21 protein-coding genes and 1 pseudogene are annotated in these 16,319 nt (G+C 58.2%); 15 read left to right on the top strand and 7 right to left on the bottom strand.

Going from position 1 to position 16,319, the window contains the following annotated elements; genetic code table 11:
- Both ACHMW7_RS23750 and ACHMW7_RS23755 read left to right on the top strand, forming a co-directional pair.
- Positions 1-1,758, top strand: coding sequence for a hypothetical protein (locus tag ACHMW7_RS23750; RefSeq protein WP_395447893.1), 1,758 nt, complete (start codon positions 1-3; stop codon positions 1,756-1,758).
- 282 nt (positions 1,759-2,040) lie between these two features.
- Positions 2,041-2,490 carry a MucR family transcriptional regulator gene (locus tag ACHMW7_RS23755; RefSeq protein WP_395451422.1) on the top strand — a complete coding sequence of 150 codons (450 nt, stop codon included), beginning with the start codon at positions 2,041-2,043 and terminating at the stop codon, positions 2,488-2,490.
- Between the two features lie 2,048 nt (positions 2,491-4,538).
- On the opposite strand, the gene ACHMW7_RS23760 is transcribed toward ACHMW7_RS23755, so the two are convergent.
- The 4 genes and pseudogenes from ACHMW7_RS23760 to ACHMW7_RS23775 form a co-directional block, all read right to left on the bottom strand.
- A complete protein-coding gene (locus tag ACHMW7_RS23760; protein ID WP_395447894.1) occupies positions 4,539-5,048 on the bottom strand; it encodes an Hsp20/alpha crystallin family protein in 510 nt (169 codons plus the stop codon).
- Positions 5,049-5,145: 97 nt separating this feature from the next.
- A complete protein-coding gene (locus tag ACHMW7_RS23765; RefSeq protein ID WP_395447895.1) occupies positions 5,146-5,610 on the bottom strand; it encodes an Hsp20 family protein in 465 nt (154 codons plus the stop codon).
- A 494-nt stretch (positions 5,611-6,104) separates the two neighbouring features.
- A pseudogene (locus ACHMW7_RS23770) lies at positions 6,105-6,368 on the bottom strand (usg protein); the annotation flags it as partial.
- 20 nt (positions 6,369-6,388) lie between these two features.
- Entirely contained in the window at positions 6,389-6,841 is a 453-nt protein-coding gene (locus ACHMW7_RS23775; protein WP_395447896.1) for a hypothetical protein, read from the bottom strand.
- 226 nt (positions 6,842-7,067) lie between these two features.
- Between ACHMW7_RS23775 and ACHMW7_RS23780 the strand changes: the two genes are divergently transcribed.
- The 3 genes from ACHMW7_RS23780 (at position 7,068) to ACHMW7_RS23790 (ending at position 9,330) form a co-directional block, all read left to right on the top strand.
- Positions 7,068-7,382 (top strand): co-chaperone GroES, encoded by a 315-nt coding sequence (locus ACHMW7_RS23780; RefSeq protein ID WP_310325987.1) that lies wholly within the window; start codon positions 7,068-7,070, stop codon positions 7,380-7,382.
- Between the two features lie 34 nt (positions 7,383-7,416).
- Positions 7,417-9,045, top strand: coding sequence for a chaperonin GroEL (gene groL / locus ACHMW7_RS23785; RefSeq protein ID WP_395447897.1), 1,629 nt, complete (start codon positions 7,417-7,419; stop codon positions 9,043-9,045).
- Between the two features lie 63 nt (positions 9,046-9,108).
- On the top strand, positions 9,109-9,330 hold the full coding sequence (locus ACHMW7_RS23790) for a hypothetical protein (RefSeq protein WP_395447898.1): 222 nt from the start codon (positions 9,109-9,111) through the stop codon (positions 9,328-9,330).
- 62 nt (positions 9,331-9,392) lie between these two features.
- On the opposite strand, the gene ACHMW7_RS23795 is transcribed toward ACHMW7_RS23790, so the two are convergent.
- Positions 9,393-9,755, bottom strand: coding sequence for a hypothetical protein (locus ACHMW7_RS23795; protein ID WP_395447899.1), 363 nt, complete (start codon positions 9,753-9,755; stop codon positions 9,393-9,395).
- Positions 9,756-9,977: 222 nt separating this feature from the next.
- Here ACHMW7_RS23795 and ACHMW7_RS23800 point away from each other — a divergent pair, with 222 nt between their 5' ends.
- From ACHMW7_RS23800 to ACHMW7_RS23820, 5 genes are all read left to right on the top strand, one after another.
- Positions 9,978-10,211, top strand: a complete 234-nt coding sequence (locus tag ACHMW7_RS23800) for a DUF982 domain-containing protein (protein WP_395447900.1) — start codon at positions 9,978-9,980, stop codon at positions 10,209-10,211.
- A 100-nt stretch (positions 10,212-10,311) separates the two neighbouring features.
- The gene (locus ACHMW7_RS23805; protein ID WP_395447901.1) at positions 10,312-10,611 is read left to right on the top strand and encodes a DUF982 domain-containing protein; all 300 of its coding nucleotides are present in this window, start codon (positions 10,312-10,314) and stop codon (positions 10,609-10,611) included.
- Positions 10,612-10,804: 193 nt separating this feature from the next.
- Positions 10,805-11,047 carry a hypothetical protein gene (locus ACHMW7_RS23810; RefSeq protein WP_395447902.1) on the top strand — a complete coding sequence of 81 codons (243 nt, stop codon included), beginning with the start codon at positions 10,805-10,807 and terminating at the stop codon, positions 11,045-11,047.
- 23 nt (positions 11,048-11,070) lie between these two features.
- Positions 11,071-11,574 (top strand): DUF427 domain-containing protein, encoded by a 504-nt coding sequence (locus ACHMW7_RS23815; protein ID WP_395447903.1) that lies wholly within the window; start codon positions 11,071-11,073, stop codon positions 11,572-11,574.
- 90 nt (positions 11,575-11,664) lie between these two features.
- Positions 11,665-11,973 (top strand): DUF1236 domain-containing protein, encoded by a 309-nt coding sequence (locus ACHMW7_RS23820; protein WP_395447904.1) that lies wholly within the window; start codon positions 11,665-11,667, stop codon positions 11,971-11,973.
- A gap of 58 nt (positions 11,974-12,031) precedes the next feature.
- On the opposite strand, the gene ACHMW7_RS23825 is transcribed toward ACHMW7_RS23820, so the two are convergent.
- Together ACHMW7_RS23825 and ACHMW7_RS23830 are read right to left on the bottom strand one after the other, a co-directional pair.
- Positions 12,032-13,090, bottom strand: a complete 1,059-nt coding sequence (locus ACHMW7_RS23825; protein WP_395447905.1) for a DNA topoisomerase IB — start codon at positions 13,088-13,090, stop codon at positions 12,032-12,034.
- Between the two features lie 65 nt (positions 13,091-13,155).
- Positions 13,156-13,650: a ferritin-like domain-containing protein gene (locus ACHMW7_RS23830; RefSeq protein ID WP_395447906.1), complete on the bottom strand. Its 495-nt coding sequence runs from the start codon at positions 13,648-13,650 to the stop codon at positions 13,156-13,158.
- Positions 13,651-14,232: 582 nt separating this feature from the next.
- On the opposite strand from ACHMW7_RS23830, the gene ACHMW7_RS23835 reads away from it, so the two are divergent.
- From ACHMW7_RS23835 to ACHMW7_RS23855, 5 genes are all read left to right on the top strand, one after another.
- Positions 14,233-14,457 (top strand): DUF2188 domain-containing protein, encoded by a 225-nt coding sequence (locus ACHMW7_RS23835; RefSeq protein WP_395447907.1) that lies wholly within the window; start codon positions 14,233-14,235, stop codon positions 14,455-14,457.
- A 14-nt stretch (positions 14,458-14,471) separates the two neighbouring features.
- On the top strand, positions 14,472-14,600 hold the full coding sequence (locus tag ACHMW7_RS23840) for a hypothetical protein (protein WP_395447908.1): 129 nt from the start codon (positions 14,472-14,474) through the stop codon (positions 14,598-14,600).
- 93 nt (positions 14,601-14,693) lie between these two features.
- Positions 14,694-14,990 carry a PRC-barrel domain-containing protein gene (locus ACHMW7_RS23845; RefSeq protein ID WP_395447909.1) on the top strand — a complete coding sequence of 99 codons (297 nt, stop codon included), beginning with the start codon at positions 14,694-14,696 and terminating at the stop codon, positions 14,988-14,990.
- 18 nt (positions 14,991-15,008) lie between these two features.
- Positions 15,009-15,314, top strand: coding sequence for a plasmid stabilization protein (locus ACHMW7_RS23850; RefSeq protein WP_395447910.1), 306 nt, complete (start codon positions 15,009-15,011; stop codon positions 15,312-15,314).
- Between the two features lie 16 nt (positions 15,315-15,330).
- On the top strand, positions 15,331-16,287 hold the full coding sequence (locus ACHMW7_RS23855) for an SDR family oxidoreductase (protein ID WP_395447911.1): 957 nt from the start codon (positions 15,331-15,333) through the stop codon (positions 16,285-16,287).
- The last annotated feature ends 32 nt before the right edge of the window (positions 16,288-16,319 follow it).

Raw genomic sequence — 16,319 nt, forward strand, 5'->3', positions numbered from 1 at the left:
ATGCTGCAGATCAACACAGGGAAGCTCTTTGCGCGCGGCATGGGTCGGACCAACCAACTCCGCGGCGTGCTCTATTCCAACCTCGAACTCTGCTATGGCTATGACGTGGCGACAGCTGCTGGGACGCTGCGGGAAACCGACGGCATGCGCGGCAATCGCGCGATCGTCTATGAGATTGAAGAGCGTATCGAGCAGGCGGAAGTCGGCCCTGGCTTCCTGATCTCGCACACAATTGGCCCTTTCCTGACCGACTTTGCCGCTTTGGCGACATTTGGCCTGCGTGCGATCGTCTCTCCCGATCCAGCGGTGGTCGACCGGCTGACATCGAAGGCGCCGGGTCTTGCATCGTACGATCCGCCGAGCAAGTTCATCCGGCGATATTTCGATGAACGGATCGCACTGCAGGAAGTCGAGATCGCGCCCTTCAAGGAACTGGTCGATCAACTGCTCGCGCTGGATCGACGCCATTTTCTTGGCGCGATGCGCGCGATCCGGACTTTCGTAACCGCGCTGCACCGCATGCGCGATGATCTGGCGCTTGCGTATACGTTGCTCGTCTCAGCGGTGGAATCGCTCGCGCAGGAGTTCGATGGGTACACGACCAACTGGAAAGATGTCGACGAACGCAAGCGTATACCTGTGGACCGGGCTTTGGCAAAGGCGTCAAAGCGTACCGGAAGCGCAGTTCGCGAGGCTATACTTGGTTCGGAGCACGCGTCACTGGCACGGCGCTACCGTGCCTTTGTTCTCCATCATGTCGATCGCGACTATTTTCGCGCGCCGGACCTAATCGGAGGCGCTGCCATCGCTCGGCATGAATTAGGTGAGGCGCTGCGTCAGGCTTATGTGCTCCGCTCACGCTATGTCCACAATGTCCGCCAATTGCCGGACGCAATTACGCTGTCGGACAGCGATCGCGAAACGGCCGAGGTGGATCGTCGCCCGGTACTGAGCTTCCAGGGGCTAGTCCGCCTTACTCACCATGTGATCACCGCGTTTGTCGCCAGCGGTCCGACGACCACACACGAGCCTTATGATTATGCGCGTGAGCAAGCCGGGGTGGTCACGGTCCCGCTTGCCCCGGAGATGTGGGTCGGCATGCCGCTCATGAACGCGAAGCAAGCTCGACAACGGCTTGAAGGGCATCTTGAGCAGCTTGTGCCTGTGCTCATGAACACGCCAAACGCGACCGTAACGGATCTTCGACCGATCTTTCCCGACATGGAGCGGCTGGCAAAGTCCTGCGCCAAGCTGGAGCGCTGCCAGCTGCTGACGCTGTATGCACTATTTGCGCGTCTGCTTCCGAAGCATGATCGCTCCGCCAAGCTGGACGTTTTGATCGAGCAGCACATGGATCTCATCGGAGCGCCAAGCAGCGAGGCGCTCATCGCTCGTACGATCTTCGGCATGCTTGAGGGTTGGTCGATCGATGTGCATCGTGAGGCACTAGACAAGTATTTTGCTGCCCGCGTGAAGCCTTCAGGATTGCAGGCGCCGCGAATTTTGGAGGCGGCTATGTGTTTGGCGCTCGCTGAACGCTTTCGCGTAGCGCGTCGTTACGAGGAAGCGCGGGAATGGATCGGACTTGCCGTCGAAGTTTGCCCAGGACACGAAGCCATTCGCGATCTTGAGGAGCGGTTCTCGTATCGCAAGCGCGTTGACTGGCAGACCGCGTTGATGCCGCGTTTGGCGCTTCCTCGGACAGTAAAGCACAAGCGAGGCCCTTCGGCGATTGGTGATAGTTCCTCCGAGCCATAGCAAGTGAATTCTTGATCGAGGAGACGACTCGTCAGCCTTCGAAGTTGAGCTCTCGTGCGCGGGCAAACATGTCCGAGCTCGCGCAGTCTCAAGACGAACGACGCAGTCGTAACCAACGGCCGGTTTCAGGCAGTCAAAATGCGCGCCGGAACGGCCGAAATGGGGCGCGAAGCGGACGTCCAGCTGCGGCCGCGCGCCGGCTTTATAGAGCGCCCGGGTTTCGTCGTAGGCAAAACTCCGCTACCGGAGCTTGGTATCCGAGTACTCTCCGGAGGTGATGTGATGACTGAAGTATTGCTAAAGCCCAATAACCAGCTGATTGAGCTCACTGCCGATATCGTGGCGGCCTATGTTTCGAACAATCCAGTCCCGGCCGGAGAACTGCCTGGCTTGATTGCCCAAATCCATTCCAGCATCAGCAATCTTGGTGTGGCGGTAGCGCCGCCGGAAGAACCATTGACGCCGAGGATATCGATCAAGAAGTCCGTCACGCCCGACTATCTGATCAGCCTTGAGGACGGGAAGCGATACAAGACGCTGAAGCGTCACCTTACCATTCGCGGTCTGACGCCTGACCAGTATCGCGCCAAGTGGGGGCTGGCGGCGGATTATCCAATGGTTGCGCCTAGCTATTCGGCCCATCGATCACAAATGGCCAAGAGCCTTGGTCTTGGCCGCAAGCCGGCTGAAAAGATGCCGGTAAAGCGGGCTGGACGCAAGACGAAGGCGTAGCTGCGTCTCCCACGTACTCGGGTCCTCTCAGGATGCAGCACCACAGCCAGGTCGCTCGTTGGTGATCTAGGCGCCAGGCCGGAAATCGCGCCTGTTTGTCAGCGCCTGGCTTCGATAGTTCTGGTTCGAGTACAGATTCAGGGGAAATAGCCGGAACGCTGCCCGGCCAGGATTAGCTGGGCTGAAAGGCTAGGCATTCGCAAGTTGCGCTAGATCTCGCCTAAGACACGCTTGCGTTGGTTGACCTTGCGTTAGCTGTGACTAATTTGCGGGCAGGCTCCTGCCGCCCCCCCCAAGGCAACACACGAGCTTAGCGCCAGCTGCGGCTAACCCCCACCCCGCCCGGCTGCAGTTGGCGCGCCCTAGGCCCCTTAGCAAAATACATGTCGAGGCCCCCGGAAGGCGAGCGCCGACCTTGTTGCCAGAGCAACCCGGTTGCTCACGGCTTACTATCGGCCTAGCGGGTGCGAAGCTGCTTCGTGTCCGTCAAACGCTGGAACGCCGGACAAGGCGCGCGCCAGCTCCACCGCCGTTTTCGGGGATGAATTTGATGCCGGCTTTGACCAGGGCATTGATTATCTTGGCAATAGTATCAGGGCGACCACCAAAAACACCATCCTAAGCCGCCATTTGTATTTCCTTCGTGGTGTTGCTAGCTATCATAACCTGTCGAATACCTATCAACGACGGATGAGCAAGAATTAACCATCGTTAAAACATTTGTATATTTGCCAAACTCGTTAGATTTACCTTGGCGATAGCCGATGGATACGACCACGTACCGCTCGCCAAACAGCGAACTGATCAGGGGGTTAGTCAAAAATGGATGGTTCCAGCGAGCTATGACGCAGCAATCAGGATGCTCAGTCAGATACGTTGAGGCGTCTGACAGATCATTGAGGTCTTCAGGAAATTTCCCTCGCCTAGCCTCATCAAGGAGCGCTGTCGAGATTAAGTGAGTATCTGAATAAAATTCACAGGAACTGTAGCAATATCCATACAATTTTAACGAGTACAGCAATAGCGCTGAGAAGCCAGAAATTAAGAATGCGCTAATATAAAGCCATCTGGCCATGTACATAACTTCCTGCAATGCAGGCTGTATTTCTAGTCGCAAACCTGCGCCCAATCTTTTTGCTTCGCAATAGGTGAACGCGAAATATTGCGCCCCCGAGCCTTCAACGGATTGGGGTCATGCGACGGCTCTGTCATGGTGAGTATGGCGTGGTGCCTTTGAGTTTAGCTAGCATTCATCACCGCCGCTGCGGGAGGACGTCTTCGTCCGCCAGAGCGAGCGGTTGACAGCTCGGTCTGCGGTTAGACCGCGAGCATCGATGGTCTAGGGCATGCTTCAGTGCCGACGGCATCATCCTCAAAGCAATCGATTTTGCGGGACACGAACATGAGTTAATGCACGGCGAATAGGGATGACACTCGCATCTGGCGGCGCGGGCGCCGCACGAAGCGAAGCAGACGTGAGTATGTCCGCTTTCAAGGATAGGTCAGGACTTCCGGATGACCGAGATGGGGCGCAAAGCAGACCCGCCATTGTGCACGCTACTCTACTCCACGGCACTCCCGCCCCTTGAGGCGACTTTACATCATCTCGAAAAAAGGCGCAGATCGAACTGGCAAGGCAGAGTTGGAGAACACAAACTCAGAGGAATGAGCTATGCAACGACACTTCGCGACGGCGGAATTCACCACCGAAACTACGCTGTTGCCGCCGTCTGCACTCTCACTCCCACTCAATTGCCAAAAGCAGCCCTAAGCTTCTGATTTTGCAACGAATTTCTCCAGCAAGCGCAAGTAAATCCTGACAGTCGGGCCGTCAAATTGTTACGCTGTTGATTTCATTGAGGATTTGCCGAAAACTTTTTTTGTGAATATTCGGCGTCTGTCGACATCAATCGCCGAGTTTGCTCGCAAGTCCAGTTCCTCGCATCCAACGACTTGCAAGAAAAAGTACCGTCACTCCGAAACCTTACGCCCTTCCCTCTTCAAGGATGCCGGCCGGGACCTTACGCACCCGACCGGCCAGTCAGCGATCACTTGCTGGTGTTGATTGTGATGCGCTTGGCGTTCGCCCGCGCCCTTTCCGTCTTGGGCAGGGTCACGGTGAGAACGCCGTCCTTGAATGCCGCCTCCACCTTATCCTCATCGACTTCGCGACCGAGAGCAAGGCGCCGCTCGAAACGCCCATAATAGCGTTCGCTGAACTGACGATCTTTGTCTTCGGTTTCCGATTTCTTCTCGCCACGAAGTGTGAGAACACCGTCTTCAAGCAGAACCTCGACGTCGTTCTCGTCGAGCCCGGGCATTTCCGCGACCAACCGGATCTCCTTGTCATTCTCCGAGAGTTCGACGTTTGGCCAGGCGCCATTGCGAGCCGCCATGCGGCCAAGAACCGACGGTGTGTCAACCCCCCGGAACACCTCGTCGAACAGCCGGTTGACGTTGCGATGCAGCGACATGAACGGATCCATGTCTTCGCTGCGGTAGATCGTCGGAGCCTGGTTGTTGCCACGGTTCCATGGAATCAGGTCACGTACACTCATTGTCTTTTCCTTTCGCCTTTCCTGGTTGTCCTTTCTCGTTAGGTCGCGACGACACCCCACCCCAGATGGGGTGTCGCACTGGCCGGTTCAGGTAAGATCAGGCTGCTACGTTGCCTTCGATCCGCTTCGACGCAGACTTGTCAGCGTCGGCGTTAATCGCGATCCGTCGCGGCTTCATCTCCTCGGGAATTTCCTTCTTGAGGTCGATGATCAGCAGGCCGTTCTCGAGCTTGGCACCCATGACACTGACATGGTCGGCGAGTTCGAAACGACGGTCAAAGGTCCTCATCGCCAGTCCATGGTGGAGATACAAAACCTCGCCATTTTCTGTCTTCGAGCCGTTGATGACGAGCAGGTTCGGCTCATGGGTGATCGAAAGCTCGTCTTCTGCGAACCCAGCTACCGCAAGCGCGATGCGATAGGTGTCTTCACCGAGCTTGACGATGTCATAGGGCGGCCAATTGTCGGCCTGCGGTGAACTGGATTTCTCGAGCAGATCAAAAATCCGGTCGAAGCCGATGCTCGACCTATAGAAGGGAGAGAAGTCCATATTTGTTCTCATAGCTACATCCTCCTTGGAGCAACATAGGTACGAGGAAGCGCCAAGAAGCCTGGCGCTCCCTGACCGTGCCGGCCCTTTGCAGCGGCCGACGAATTATGAGTTGGGAAGCGATTTGCGCTACGTCAAGGGGCGAGCAATCGAGCCGACATTTTGACGGCGTGGTGGTGGATTCACAGGCCGAGGCGGCTGGAAAGCGCTCCGTCCAATGCCCATCTAGTTCGCTGGCGAATCGATGGAGGCAAGCAATGACCATGACGCGGGAAGACGTTGTCTCGGTCCTCGGATCGGTGGACGATACGATGATTGCAGAAGTGATCCTGTCGGGCGCTTCGCTCGATGAACTCAGGGAGGCGTCGGGTTGGGCTTTCGGCGACGACGCGTTGATGAGGCAAGGCCGCCCTCTGCCCGGAACGCGGGTAGCGGCACTGATTGACTTGATTGATCCCGACGACGAGATAGAGGGCCCGGCTGCACCGGGCCCCGGTGCTCAGTGAAATCGTAAACACCCCGTCCACTGCCTGCCATTCTGCAGGTTTGATCAGGCGGTGGTGGGCAACGCGCACGGAATGGAGCGCGCCTTCAAGTTCCTGTTCCCAGTATCTCAGGAAAACTTTCAGCGTCGGGAATTCCGGTGCCAGGTCGTATTCCTGCCAGACAAAAAGTTGCAACAACCGCGGGTAATCAGGAAGGTGATAATGAATCTCCGCGGTCGTGAGGCCGTAACCCTCCATCTGCAGCCGGAATTCTCTGCTGAGCACAAGCTTGTTCTCGGTCACCATCAAGCGTCCAATCTTTCCGGACGTTCGCGGTTGCCGCCCTGGTCGAATTTGGAGGCGACGTCGGCGCCGATTTCATCGAGCCGGCGAAGCGCATCCATGACGTCATCGAAAGTCATAGGGGACGCAACGCCTGGTGGCTTGCGCAGGGCCGGTATGGATTCGACTGCGCATGCATCCGATGCCCAAGAGGCAAGAATGGCGCGCTTTTCCTGAATGTCGAGTTGATCGTCCGTTATCACATCGTCGGGATGGCTGAAGAACCGGGCCGGGAAAAGCAGACGGTCCAGTGACAGATCCGTGGTTTCAGGGGCGATCGAGGGGATGATCGTCGGGACAGTTCGTTCCATCGATGGTCCTCCGTTACAAAAATCTCCTTTACGTTGACGTTCCGACGGGTCCCTGGGCGGATCATCGTCGGACAAAAATTTTGGAGGATTCGAACGAAATTTCAAGCCCCCTCAATCACGCATTCGCGGCGGATAGCTGCATGAATTCAGCGCGCTAGCACTCGGCATGCCCGAGTGCCAAAATTTTTGCAGCCACCTCTTGAAACGCAAAAGCACCTTACCCAGATCGATTGCGCACGATGCCGAAGAGGGTCGCGCACCCCGCGCCGGATCCGCTTCGGATGCGGCGCGGAGGAACCTCAAAAATCTGTTTGTCCATGAGGAGAACGACATGACGTTCCGTCCATTGCACGACCGTATTCTGGTCCGCCGCATCGAGGCCGAGGAAAAAACGGCCGGCGGCATCATCATCCCCGAGACCGCCAAGGAAAAGCCGCAGGAAGGCGAGGTCATCGCCGTTGGTCCGGGCGCCCGCGACGACAGCGGCCAGTTGCTGTCGCTCGACGTCAAGGTTGGCGACCGCATCCTGTTCGGCAAATGGTCCGGCACCGAGATCAGGCTCAACGGAGAGGATCTCCTGATCATGAAGGAGTCCGACGTTATGGGCGTGATCGATGCCGCGGCCCAGGCCAAGAAGGCCGCCTAAGGTGGCACCCGGCGTTTAAGAAGGAGCAAGAAAAATGGCTGCTAAGGAAGTCAAATTCCATACCGAAGCCCGCGAGAAGATGCTGCGCGGTGTCGACATTCTCGCCAACGCTGTGAAGGTCACGCTCGGTCCCAAGGGCCGCAACGTTGTGATCGACAAGTCGTTCGGCGCCCCTCGCATCACCAAGGACGGCGTCACCGTCGCCAAGGAGATCGAGCTGGATGACAAATTCGAGAACATGGGCGCGCAAATGGTGCGCGAGGTCGCGTCCAAGACCAGCGACATCGCCGGCGACGGGACCACAACGGCGACAGTGCTTGCCCAGGCGATTGTCAAGGAAGGCGCCAAAGCTGTCGCTTCCGGCATGAACCCGATGGACCTGAAGCGTGGCATCGACAAGGCGGTCGACGCCGTGGTCGCGGAACTCAAGGTCAATGCTCGCAAGGTCACCAAGAACGACGAGATCGCCCAGGTCGGAACCATCTCGGCCAATGGTGACGCCGAAATTGGCCGTTTCCTCGCCGAGGCGATGCAGAAAGTCGGCAACGAGGGTGTCATTACCGTCGAGGAGGCAAAAACCGCCGAAACCGAACTCGAAGTCGTCGAAGGCATGCAGTTCGATCGCGGTTACCTGTCCCCCTATTTCGTCACCAACCAGGACAAGATGCGCGTCGAGTTGGAAGAGCCTTATGTTCTGATCCACGAAAAGAAGCTGTCCAACCTGCAGGCTTTGCTTCCGGTGCTTGAGGCGGTCGTCCAGTCTTCCAAACCGCTGCTGATCATCGCAGAGGACGTCGAGGGCGAGGCGTTGGCTACCCTTGTCGTCAACAAGTTGCGAGGCGGCCTCAAGGTCGTTGCCGTCAAGGCGCCTGGCTTCGGTGATCGCCGCAAGGCGATGCTGGAAGACATCGCTATTCTGACCGGCGGCACGGCGATCTCGGAAGATCTCGGCATCAAGCTCGAAAACGTGACGGTGAACATGCTCGGCCGCGCCAAGAAGGTGGTTGTCGAGAAGGAAAACACCACCATCGTTGACGGCGCTGGCTCCAAGACCGAGATCCAGGGGCGTGTTGCCCAGATCAAGGCTCAGATCGAGGAGACCACCTCGGACTACGATCGTGAGAAGCTGCAGGAACGCCTGGCCAAGCTCGCCGGGGGCGTCGCCGTCATTCGCGTCGGCGGCTCGACCGAGGTCGAGGTGAAGGAGCGCAAGGATCGCGTCGATGACGCCATGCATGCCACCCGCGCCGCAGTTGAAGAAGGTGTGTTGCCGGGCGGCGGCGTTGCCTTGCTGCGCGCAGTAAAGGCGCTCGACAATGTCCAGGCCGATAATTCCGACCAGAAACATGGCGTCGAGATCGTGCGGCGCGCGCTCGAAGCGCCAGTGCGACAGATCGCGGAAAACGCTGGCGCCGAAGGCTCGGTCATCGTCGGCAAGCTGCGCGACAAGGCCGAGTTCGGCTATGGCTGGAACGCACAAACCAACGAGTTTGGCGACCTCTACACACAGGGCGTCATCGATCCGGTGAAGGTGGTGCGTACGGCCCTTCAGGACGCTGCGTCCGTCGCTGGCTTGCTGGTTACCACCGAGGCGATGGTGGCCGAGAAGCCCAAGAAGGACGCGCCGCTGCCAGCGATGCCGGGCGGTGGCATGGACTTCTAAGAAGACAGAGAGGCTGTGTCTGCGTCCATCCGGGCGCGGACACGGCCCCAGACGGGTGATGACATGGATGCGATCAACATCAACAAGATTGCGCCGCCGCAACGTGCGGCGACCGAACTGAATTATGAAGCCGATCTGAAAACCGTGCTGGAGCCAGTACTGACCGAGGTGCTCGACATGGCTGAGTCCGCAGGCTGGGACCGGCAGAAGGCAGCGTACACGGTGATGTTCTTGGCGGCGCGGCAGCTGTCCGACGCAAAAGCGAACCCGAAAACGGATGTTTGACGCGGTCGCAAACTGAAACTGGCGTTAGCCGGCAATCGAGAGGAACGGACAATATCGTCCGTTCACGGTAGACCCGCTGTCTTTGGGCACAAAACTGTTGCTCCTTTTGAATTTGCTAATGAAATATGGCGTCTCGTCGCAATCAACGTGGCATGCATCCCGCCAGCGAGCGGCTGACCGGTTAACTTCCGGAGACGCTGGCTAGCTTTCCCATTTGTGCGAGATTCCCGCCAGCGACCGGCGAAACGTTCGATGACGCGCATGATCGCTGTGACCACGAGGGCCATGCCGAAATACATGAACAGCAGCATCGTGTAGATCAGCGTGCTGTCCTGGGTGAAATTACGTATCTGTTCGGCACGGAAGGTCAGGTCGCCGAGGCTGATCAACGACACCAGCGCGGTGTCCTTGAGGTTGGGCTGCATAGGCTCTCTGCCATGTACAAGGCCGACTTCATGCCCTGGAGCAAAAGCTGGCATTGCGCCAAGCCTACGGGCCGGCTCTGCGGAACGCGCACCTGGCGACCCTGTGAGAGAATGGCGCTTAGCGATTGACGCAAACATGTCGGCATCGCGATACGCTCGATCGTAGATCGAGGGCGCGTAAGTGCAACTACCCTATGAGATCGCCGTTTCTGTTGGATGGATATGGTCCCAGCGCTAAAAGTAAGGATTGGAGGGATCACGATCCTTCACATCACAACCTTCCAGGAAGCATCTCAGTTTCTTGAGGAATGGGACACTGGTGCTCGCAACGCATTCTACTATCTCGCGGCAGATGCGCTTGCGGGGTTCGATGAGGGGATTGTACCGCCCGAAGTGGCACGACTGGCGTTCGAAACTTTCTGCCGCGAGGTCGGCATTCTCAGCGTTCAGCCGTGAATCGGAATTGATCTCCTCTGTCACTATTTTGACGAAATGACGTAAGGGAATACATGGCAGGCCCGCCGCAAGGACAAGAAGCGGGCCACGGGAGAACGTCATGAGAGCTCAGGTCTTTGGCCGAGCGGTGTTTGTCCGCGACGGCGCTCACATTCGCGAAATCCAAGACATTGCAGATGCGCTGGCGTTCATGTGCGCGTGGCCACCCAGTCGCCGCGCTCCGATCTATGAGTCGGCCCTTCGTGCATGTCAGGCAGCGCAAGCGGGGCAGTTTCACGCCGACGGCGCAAGCGATGCCATACGTGCCTTCGCACGTTCCGCGGGCATCCTGGAACAAACGCCCATTGCAATCGACCCATGGGTGATCGCTGCCCAAACCAGGCGCGGCGCACCTGTTTGATCAGAGCGCAGCAGGCTGAGATTGCGTTACCCCTTTGGGGAATCCTTCGACACTCGCCTGTCGCAGGAACTCTTCGGCGACTGATCAGTTACCGATCTGCTCTCGACACGAAGGAGCCGCGGAAACGCTGCTCGACTAGGCGGCAATGCGCGCGCACCCACAGCCAGGGAACGAATACCTTGGAGTAAGTCCGATGTTGCTGAATGGAAAGCTTGTCGAGCTGGATCAGCCAGCCACCTTCTACGAAAACCGCTTCAATCACGGGACGTTCTTCCCCCACCTCTCCCAAGCCGTCCGCCACGCCATATCAATCCCATCGGCAAGACACAGGGAAGCTGCGAGCATCGTCACTCAGTCAGGCGAGCAGTTTGGGTGGGCGGAAATCAGCTTGCTGAACGACCACATCCGCACCGCTGAGCCCAGACAACGGATGTAACCAGATAGGCATAGGAGGATCCTATGGAACAGTTCAAGATGGTACCATTTGAAGGATCGGTGACCGTGTTCTTTGCGGATTCGGTAATAGCATCTACGGCAAATGCCATGGTGCAGTCAGGTTATGGCGGGCCGGACGTTTTCTACATTCCTATCAAGGACATCTACTTCGAGTTTCTGACACCGATGAACAGGAAGGTTGATCGGCCGGGTTGGGGCGTTGCCAACTCATGGCGTGTGTCGGCCGCCGGCGAAGCTGCTCAGGACTTCATGTGGACTGTCGTGGATCCAGACGTTTCAGTGCTGACGGAACATGGCACCTTCAACCCCGAGATTGCTCGCATTGAAGCCACTTCCGCCGGAAACCGTGTTCAGATGCCGGCAATGGCCACCGACGACAGCTTGGTAAGGCACTTGGTTGAGACCTCCGACCTTTCGCCGCTACAAGCACAAGAACTTGTTCGTCGTCACGGGCACGATAGGGCCAAGCTCGAAGAGATTGCCAGGACGTTCAAAGCCGAAAGCTGACATCGACACCTGTTCACTGGCGCGCCAAAGATCGGAACCTCCCTGGTGGTGAGATGTTACCTCCTCATGTCCCAGCAATGGAGAAGCGTCATGATACGACGACTATCAGCTGCGGCCATTCTGGTCGCGATGACAGGTTCCGGCCTTTACGCAGAGACCATAGTGCTCGAACCTGAGCAGCAGACGATCGTAAGGGAGTATGTGATCGCCCACCCTGTCACACCCGTCCAGCCGCCCCCCGACTTCCAAGTAGTAGTGGGCGCAGTTGTGCCTGACATTGTCGAGATCACGCCTCTCGACGCGCCGGACCTAGGTGCAACTTACAGCTATGTGGTGATCGACCAGCAAACTGTCCTGGTCGACCCGGGCACGCGCAAGATCGTCCAGATCATCCAGTAGCGGGTGATGTCGGGGGCCCATCGAATAGGATGGGCCCTTCTTTTGGCATGCGGACAGCCTAGCGTGCCGGGTGTCCTTCGTTCCGGGCCAGCCATTTGCCCGCAATAGCTTCCTCCGGGTCCATCCATTTGTTGCCGCGGGTCCTGATCGAACCGAGTTGCGATTGCAGTTTCCCTGCAGACCAGGATTGGATCACCCCCGGATGAATGTAGCCCTTCCTGCAAACAGCTCGCGTGTTGCCGAGACGAAGCGCCACCTGATCGATGACCTCATTGGAAACAAGGGCGGCCGCTCGTTTGCCTGCTGGCAGAGAGCGGTCGGCAAACAGCGTCAGCGCCCTTACGGTGCCGCCCCAGGTTCGAAAGTCCTTCGATGAAAACGGCCCGCATGCAGCCTCGCGGATGTAGTCGTTGACTTCGTCGGAGTTGACGGCCGTTCGTTGGCCATTGTCGCCCACATACTGAAACAAGCTTTGGCCCGGCAGCTCCTGGATCTGTCGGATGACGCGCGACATCCGACGATCACTGAGCTTGACCAGCCATTCCCTGCCGGACTTGCCCTTGAAGGCGAATTTGAGCTTCGATCCTTCAATTTCGACATGGCGGTTGCGGAGCGTCGTCAGGCCGAAACTGCCGTTGTCGCGGGCATACATGGCGTTGCCGATCCGGATCATCGCATTGTCGAGCAGCCAAACGATCGCCGCGAGAACCTTATCGCGTGGAAGGCCGAGCCTTCCGAGGTCACGATTTATCCGTTTCCGCAGTCGTGGAAGTGCTTTGGCAAAGGAAGCGAGACTGGCAAACTTTGCCTGACCGCGGTTCTCCGACCATTTGGGGTGATACCGGTATTGCTTGCGGCCACGCTGATCGCGTCCGGTAGCCTGGATGTGTCCTTTGGCATCCCGGCATATCCACACATCCGTCCAGGCTGGGGGGATAGCAAGCGTATCGATCCGATGAATGACGGCAGCCTCCGTCAACCATTGCCCGCTGGCGTTCTTATAGCGGAACCCCTTGCCTGAACGGTGGCGTGAGAAGCCTGCTTCTCCGTCATTCACATATCGCAAAGAAGCGGCCGCCGCCGCGTCCTCCCTTGGGTGCTGAATCCGGTTGTCCACGCTGGCGCCAGGCCCCGCGGCCGGCAAACGCCGGCCGATCAGATCACATTGGAAGCTATTGCTCGCTATGCCGCCCGTGCTGCGGTCGTGGACTTGTTGATGGTCGTTACAGCCAGATTCGTCAGCTTGTTGTTGGTCGCTTTTTCCTGATCGAGGATTTCAGTCAGCAGCGTATGGGCTTCCTCGTGGCCGAGGTCCTTCGCCCATTCGCGAAGGGATCCATAACGCGAAATCTCGTAATGCTCGACAGCCTGGCAGGCGGCGAGAAGCCCCGCATCCAGCGCGGTGCTTGAGGCTTCCTTCATCAGTCCGTCGGCTTCTTTGATCAGGCCCTCAATCGCATCACACTTCTCGCCCGATGCTTTCTTCCCGATCGACTTGAAGACCTGCTCGAGCTTCTTAATTTGCCCCTTCGTTTCCTCGAGGTGATCCTCGGCCGCCTTTTTCAGCTTGGTGTCCTTTGCCGCCTTCGCCACTTTCGGGAGAGCCTTGGTGATCGCGTTTTCGGCGAAGTACATGTCCTCGAGGGTATGCTCGAAAATCTCAGCCAGCGTCTTCATGGTGGGAATCCTCCTGCCGGAATTGGCAGGTATGAATGGATCAGGCGGGCAGATGGTTCCCCTCCCCAGGCATCGTAGTGAACCTTCCGCGCATTGATGCGTTCCCGTCTCGCTGCGGGTGTGTCAACCGGGCCTGACGGTACGATGAACAGGAAGTCTTTTTCCCGGTTTCTCCTCCTGGCCAACGAAATGGCAGACGAGCATCTACCCCGTCCGACCCGTAGCACTCATCGGGTGCACGTTTGCAGCCCAGGGAACGATGGTGCTGACCCAGCGTTCGCAAGCCAACAACAAGGGGAAGTCTCATGTTGCGCCTCGTTGCCCTGCTACTGTTCGGATACTGCACGTACCGTATCGGCCGCGAGTTCATTGACAGCGTTCCGGACGAATTCGAGCTCGAGGGTGAGCCTCGCGCGCTGCTGCCGTCGCCAGAGCGACAAAAGCACGATGCCCACGTTGCCCGCAAAAGTCGGGCACTGCGGAAACGGCGCTAGGTCTCAGACGCTGTCGATCACTTTTTTCCTGTGCTGCAACCCCGACGCGCCGACGGCCATTTCGTATCACTGACTTCGGGAGGCTCAGATGGCCAGGCAGCCAACGTTCCACACTGTTTCGTGCAAGGAAGGGTGGAGGGTGAAGGAGGGCGGCGAGGTCCTATCCACCCATCTGACGCAAAAGGCAGGTTGGGCAGCAGCGATTAGGGCAAGCCGACTTACCCTCGCTCAAGGCAAGCGATGCAAGGCGATCCTTCACCGCATCGACGGGTCCATTCGGGAAGAACGCGCCTATGGGCGTGCGCTTCCATGAAAGCAGGATTCCCAATGCAGAAGTCCAATCTCGCCTATGCATTCATCGCCATTGTGGCGGCGGCCATCATCGGGCTGTTCACCGTCGGAGCGTTTGATGAGGCGAAAGACGGTCACACTCCGGCAAACGGCGCGTTGAGCTGAAGCTGGATTAGCCGCGCGATCACATTTGCATTCCGTTCGGAACGGATTGCCAGTTGAGGGGTTGGTCGAACTCACCAAACCAAGGAGTTAGTGATGGACCATACAAATCACGTACGTCTCACCGAGGCAGAGCTCACTCCCGACATCTTGGAGAACGCGACAGTCTATGGGCTCGATGACGAGGACATCGGATCGGTTTCGCACGTGCATGGCGCGGGTAGCACCGCCCAAGTCGTCATCGATGTCGGCGGTTTCCTCGGCATCGGCGCGAAACCGGTCGCGGTTCCCGCGAGCCAGTTGGATTTCATGCGGGACGAAGATGGCGAAGTTCACGCCGTAACCTCGTGGACGAAAGAGCAGCTCAAGGACATGCCTGAGCACATCGACTGACACGAAATGGAGGCTGCCATGCCGCGCGGTGACATGGACAAATACACCGACAAACAGAAGCGTAAGGCCGAGCACATCGAGGAAAGCTACAAGGAAAGCGGTGTGTCTACCGACGAAGCCGAGCGTCGAGCCTGGGCAACCGTCAACAAGGACTCCGGTGGCGGCAACAAGTCCGGTTCCGGCAGGGGCAAGCCGGACACCAATGTTTCCGCAAAGAAGGGCGGCCGCTTGGGTGGCGAAGCGGCCGCCCGGCGGCCCGCCGCGGCACGTTCTGCGTCGGCAAAGAAGGCCGCGGCTACGCGTAAGCGCAACGAGGTTCACTGAGTAATTGGAGACGGCGATGTCGGCGCAGGCAGAAGCGAAGAAGCAGCGGTCGATCCAGCGGAGGGTGGCAAAGGATGACCGCAGCGATCGGAAAATCGACGGCAAAGCCATGCAAGCGGGCGCCAGGCTCTATCCCGTGCCGCCTTACCCGAAACAGCAGCTCCCCAAACCCGGGCAAGAGGCGAAGGTTAAGCCCGCGCCTCTGTTCGATGCCCCCTATTACAAGGGCTCCGAAAAGCTCGCCGGCAAGGTGGCCCTGATCACAGGCGGAGATTCCGGTATAGGACGAGCCGTCGCTGTGCTCTATGCGCGCGAGGGCGCGGACATCGCCATTAACTACCTCAACGAGCACCAGGACGCGGAACGCACCCAGGAAGCAGTCGAAGCTGAAGGCAGGAGATGCATTCTCCTGCCTGGAGACGTAACCGACAGGACGATCTCCCGGAAAGTCGTTGCGGACACTATGAAGACGTTTGGTCGGCTCGACGTGCTCGTGAACAACGCCGCGTTCCAGGTTCATTCAAGCGATTTCGCCAACCTGACCGAAGAGCATTTCGACACGACGCTCAAGACCAACCTGTACGGTTACTTTCACATGAGCCAAGCGGCCATTGCGCATATGGAACCCGGCTCGGCGATCATCAACACCGGATCGGTGACCGGGATCCGTGGCAGCAAGGAACTCGTGGACTATTCGATGACCAAGGGTGGCATTCATGCTTTCACTCGGGCGCTTGCCGCCAACCTCATCGACCGCGGCATCCGCGTTAACGCGGTAGCTCCAGGACCTGTCTGGACACCATTGAATCCTTCGGACAAGGAGCCGGAAGACGTGTCCACGTTCGGTGCGAAGACTCCGATGAAGCGCCCGGCTCAGCCCGAAGAAATCGCGCCCGCCTACGTCTTCCTCGCCTCGCCACATTGTTCCAGCTACATCACTGGAGAGATCCTACCCATAATCGGCGGGTACTGAAGATCGTCCAGCGGCCGCTCCATTCAGGCGAT

This window comes from Aminobacter sp. UC22_36 (genome assembly GCF_044056035.1).
GTDB lineage: Bacteria > Pseudomonadota > Alphaproteobacteria > Rhizobiales > Rhizobiaceae > Aminobacter.

Excerpts from the sequence above, each read along its gene's own strand:
- ACHMW7_RS23795 (WP_395447899.1), bottom strand. The coding sequence starts at position 9,755 with ATGCAGCCCAACCTCAAGGACACCGCGCTGGTGTCGTTGATCAGCCTC.
- groL (WP_395447897.1), top strand. The coding sequence starts at position 7,417 with ATGGCTGCTAAGGAAGTCAAATTCCATACCGAAGCCCGCGAGAAGATG.
- ACHMW7_RS23820 (WP_395447904.1), top strand. The coding sequence starts at position 11,665 with ATGATACGACGACTATCAGCTGCGGCCATTCTGGTCGCGATGACAGGT.
- ACHMW7_RS23755 (WP_395451422.1), top strand. The coding sequence starts at position 2,041 with ATGACTGAAGTATTGCTAAAGCCCAATAACCAGCTGATTGAGCTCACT.
- ACHMW7_RS23815 (WP_395447903.1), top strand. The coding sequence starts at position 11,071 with ATGGAACAGTTCAAGATGGTACCATTTGAAGGATCGGTGACCGTGTTC.
- ACHMW7_RS23850 (WP_395447910.1), top strand. The coding sequence starts at position 15,009 with ATGCCGCGCGGTGACATGGACAAATACACCGACAAACAGAAGCGTAAG.
- ACHMW7_RS23840 (WP_395447908.1), top strand. The coding sequence starts at position 14,472 with ATGCAGAAGTCCAATCTCGCCTATGCATTCATCGCCATTGTGGCGGCG.
- ACHMW7_RS23835 (WP_395447907.1), top strand. The coding sequence starts at position 14,233 with ATGGCCAGGCAGCCAACGTTCCACACTGTTTCGTGCAAGGAAGGGTGG.
- ACHMW7_RS23780 (WP_310325987.1), top strand. The coding sequence starts at position 7,068 with ATGACGTTCCGTCCATTGCACGACCGTATTCTGGTCCGCCGCATCGAG.
- ACHMW7_RS23805 (WP_395447901.1), top strand. The coding sequence starts at position 10,312 with ATGAGAGCTCAGGTCTTTGGCCGAGCGGTGTTTGTCCGCGACGGCGCT.
- ACHMW7_RS23845 (WP_395447909.1), top strand. The coding sequence starts at position 14,694 with ATGGACCATACAAATCACGTACGTCTCACCGAGGCAGAGCTCACTCCC.
- ACHMW7_RS23855 (WP_395447911.1), top strand. The coding sequence starts at position 15,331 with ATGTCGGCGCAGGCAGAAGCGAAGAAGCAGCGGTCGATCCAGCGGAGG.
- ACHMW7_RS23790 (WP_395447898.1), top strand. The coding sequence starts at position 9,109 with ATGGATGCGATCAACATCAACAAGATTGCGCCGCCGCAACGTGCGGCG.
- ACHMW7_RS23750 (WP_395447893.1), top strand. The coding sequence starts at position 1 with ATGCTGCAGATCAACACAGGGAAGCTCTTTGCGCGCGGCATGGGTCGG.
- ACHMW7_RS23765 (WP_395447895.1), bottom strand. The coding sequence starts at position 5,610 with ATGAGAACAAATATGGACTTCTCTCCCTTCTATAGGTCGAGCATCGGC.
- ACHMW7_RS23760 (WP_395447894.1), bottom strand. The coding sequence starts at position 5,048 with ATGAGTGTACGTGACCTGATTCCATGGAACCGTGGCAACAACCAGGCT.
- ACHMW7_RS23800 (WP_395447900.1), top strand. The coding sequence starts at position 9,978 with ATGGTCCCAGCGCTAAAAGTAAGGATTGGAGGGATCACGATCCTTCAC.
- ACHMW7_RS23810 (WP_395447902.1), top strand. The coding sequence starts at position 10,805 with ATGTTGCTGAATGGAAAGCTTGTCGAGCTGGATCAGCCAGCCACCTTC.
- ACHMW7_RS23830 (WP_395447906.1), bottom strand. The coding sequence starts at position 13,650 with ATGAAGACGCTGGCTGAGATTTTCGAGCATACCCTCGAGGACATGTAC.